The organism is Roseiarcus sp. (assembly GCF_052145395.1).
GTDB lineage: Bacteria > Pseudomonadota > Alphaproteobacteria > Rhizobiales > Beijerinckiaceae > Roseiarcus.
This window is the reverse complement of record NZ_JBKQOT010000602.1, coordinates 1-3207: the sequence shown is the minus strand read 5'-3', so window position 1 is coordinate 3207 and position 3207 is coordinate 1. Positions and strand designations below refer to the sequence as shown.

General features: G+C 67.0%; 4 protein-coding genes. 2 read left to right on the top strand and 2 right to left on the bottom strand.

Translation table 11 applies throughout. The annotated features are described in order from the left end of the window. Positions 1–668 precede the first annotated feature (668 nt). Together ACLP25_RS20720 and ACLP25_RS20715 are read right to left on the bottom strand one after the other, a co-directional pair. Positions 669–827, bottom strand: coding sequence for a hypothetical protein (locus ACLP25_RS20720; protein WP_442471040.1), 159 nt, complete (start codon positions 825–827; stop codon positions 669–671). 184 nt (positions 828–1011) lie between these two features. After that, positions 1012–1860, bottom strand: a complete 849-nt coding sequence (locus ACLP25_RS20715; RefSeq protein WP_442471039.1) for an amidohydrolase family protein — start codon at positions 1858–1860, stop codon at positions 1012–1014. 191 nt (positions 1861–2051) lie between these two features. Here ACLP25_RS20715 and ACLP25_RS20710 point away from each other — a divergent pair, with 191 nt between their 5' ends. Continuing rightward, on the top strand, positions 2052–2924 hold the full coding sequence (locus ACLP25_RS20710) for an SDR family NAD(P)-dependent oxidoreductase (RefSeq protein ID WP_442471038.1): 873 nt from the start codon (positions 2052–2054) through the stop codon (positions 2922–2924). Next, on the top strand, positions 2921–3207 hold a 287-nt coding region (locus ACLP25_RS20705), incomplete at its 3' end, for an alpha/beta fold hydrolase (protein WP_442471037.1). The genes ACLP25_RS20710 and ACLP25_RS20705, both read left to right, overlap by 4 nt.

Genomic DNA, 3207 nt, shown 5'->3' with positions numbered 1-3207 from the left:
AGGCCCAGCTCGAGCCGCCGCGGCCGCCGGCCCGGTGAATGAGAAGCCCATGCATCGCAGGCTCGTCGGCCCAGAAGCGATGGGCGAAGCATTCGCTGCGGTGGAGCGTCCACGCCTCGATGTCGATCCGGCCGTCCTTGGTCAGCGGTGCGACAAAATCATATCCGTGGCGGATCGACCTTCGGGAAACTCCTTCGATCGCGCGGCGTGCAGCGTCACCTTGCGCAGCGAGGCGTTGTTGGCCGCGGTCATGAATAGGTTCTCCTTGTTTTCGGCCGGTCCTCGATCCGGGCCGTTCGTCCTCCGACCATATCGTATCGCCCGAGGCAAGCGCCAAAGCGTACGGACCCGGAGCACGGCCTTGACGCTTCCTCCACCATCGCGACCGATCGGCGAATGCGCCCTTTCCGGAAGGGGAGAAATTGCGTGCATCATCCGGCCGCAAATCGGCCGCCGGGATTTGCGCCACGCGTCGCCTTGTTTCTTTCGTCTCGATAGCCGCCGCGCTTTTCGGCGCGTCGCCGCCGCGCCCCAGGCGAAAAGATCACCGTCCAAAGGATAACGCCGAAGCGACCACGAAAAGCCGCCCCGGCGCAAGTTAACGAATAGCAGCAGGAATGCCGGGAGATCCCGGCTCGAGAAAACCTCCCGCTTCCTTCAAAAATCCGTCAGTTCGCGCCGCTCTGGGACGCCGGCTGACTTTCGGCCGTTTGCTGCGTCGACGATTGGGCGTTCGACGCCGAGGTCCCGTATTCGCAGGCCAACGCCGGCGCGACTACCGCCGCGAGGCTGAGGCCGATCAGCAGTCCGACAAGCTTCGTGCGCATGGAAACCCTCCGTTTCGACCCACGCCCGGAAACAAAGTCTAGCCTCCTTGCGGCGGCGCGCAAGGCGCCTCGACGAGACAGCGTCCGGATGCGCGCGACGACCTTCGATTTCCTGCGACCGGCCAAACGCCGTTCGAGAACCTTCTCCCCTAGCGGGAGCAGGCGACGGACGAGGGATCCGGTCTCACTCCGCAAGCCACCACAGCCGGCGCGCATTGGCCGCGAACAGTTTGTCGCGCTCGTCGGCGGAGGCGCCGCGCGTCAAGGCGTGGGTCGCGGCGAGCCAAATGGAGAGCGAAGCCGTCAGCGTGCAGACCGGCCAGTCGCTGCCCCAGACGACGCGGTCCCAGCCGAACCGCTCGATCACCTCATCGACGGTGGGGCGGATGTCATCCAGGACCCAGGTCTTCGGGTCGGTGTAGGCGACCACTCCGGAAATCTTGGCGAAAACGTTAGGCCGTCGCGCGATCTCAGCGATGCGCCCGCGCCATAGCTGCATGACGCGCGGGGTGATCGATTGCGCGCCGCAGTGATCAAGAACGAAGGTCACGTCCGGGCAGGCGTCGGCGAGCGCGATCGCCTTGTCGAGCTGGTCGGGGCGGACGCAGAGGTCGAACGGACGCCCGGCGCCCGAGAGCCGGCGGAGATTTTCGCGAAAAAGCGGCCGCTCGCTGACGTCGTCTGGGACGACATGCAGGACGCGACGGAAGCCCTTCACGAACGGGTCGCGGAGCGCGTGCTCGAGGAAAGCGGGAAAATCCGGGCTCTCGGGGCGGCAGGCGCTGACCGCGCCCGCGAGGAGGGCCGCGCCCTCGGTCGCAAGGTCCTTGATGTTGCGCGTCTCGGCCTCGATGTCGGGCTCGGCGACATCGACTTCCATGTGCAGCGCGCCCGTGACGCCGCATCGCCGCGCCTCTTCCGCGTACCGCTCGTAGCGCGCGTCGCGATCAAGCGCCGCGACGCCGGCGAGCCACGGGTAGCTCAGCCGGTCGCGGTAAATAAGATGGAGGTGGGTGTCGATGATCGCAGACATCGGATTCGCCCCTGGTGCGTGAGCCGGAGACGATGGTAACCACACGAGCGCGTATATATTCAGGCGCATTCTGACGGCGGCTGCAGAACGCGTGGATTTGACGCGGATCATTGTCCCAAGGGCGACCCCGGCTATGATGCCGGCTCGATCAGGACAAGGAGAACAGCGTCGTGTCGGGCGGAGGCTGTTTCGTGGGACGGCCAAAAAACGGGGCGAACGGGAGCCAGAAGATCGGCGGCTGGGTGTTGGTGACCGGCGCGTCTGCCGGAATTGGGCGGGAGCTTGCGCGCGCCTTCGCGTCGCGCCGCTACGACCTGGTGCTGGCCGCCCGGACCGAGACGGCGATCGAGGCGCTCGCGCGCAATCTCGTCGAGACTCATGCGGTCCGGGTCAAGACGCTGCCGGTCGACCTGAGCTTGCCCGGGGCGCCTCAGGCGATGGCGGAGGCGCTAACCGGCGCCGGCGTCGAGGTGGGCGTATTGGTCAACAACGCCGGCGTGCTCGACGAGGGCCCGTTCGCTGCAGGCTCGCTCGACGCGCAGCTCAACCTGCTTCAGGTCAATGTCGTGGCGCTGACGGCGCTAACCCGGCTCTTCCTGCCCGCAATGACGTCGCGCGGAGAAGGGCGCATCCTTAACGTCGCCTCGATCGCCGCCTTCATGCCGATCCCACAACTCGCGGTATACGCCGCGTCCAAAGCCTTTGTGCTGTCGCTGACCGAGGCGGTCGGGGAGGAAGTTAGGGGGACCGGCGTCACTGCGACTGCGCTTTGCCCAGGCCTGACCGACACGGCCATGATGCGCGGCTCTTCGCTCGCCCAACCGGTCCCGGCGACGATGATGATGTCGCCGAAGGACGTGGCCGAGGCCGGTTGCGCGGCGTGCCTTAGGGGTGAGGCGATCTGCGTTCCGGGGCTCGCCAACAAGCTGATCACCGGCGGCGCGCCGCTCGTCCCGAAGGCGCTCGTCCGGGCGATCGGCGGGGCGATGAACGGGGGCGGCTGGGAGCGCCTCGCCGGCGCCCTTCAGGGCCTCGCCGGCAAGAGCGGGAGGCCGAAGGGATGAGTTCTGTCCAGGCGAACGGGATCACCATCGAATATCAGGAATTCGGAGCGCCGGACGCGCCGGCGATCCTCTTGATCATGGGCCTCGGCATGCAGCTCGTCGCCTGGCCGGATTCGTTGTGCGAAGGCCTCGCTCAGCGCGGTTTCCGGGTCGTGCGCTTCGACAACCGCGACATGGGCCTGTCGAGCCGGATGCCCTCGGCCGGACGCCTCGTCACGACCGGGATGCTGGCGCGCGCCGTCCTTCATCTGCCGGTGCAGCCGCCTTACACACTCAACGACAT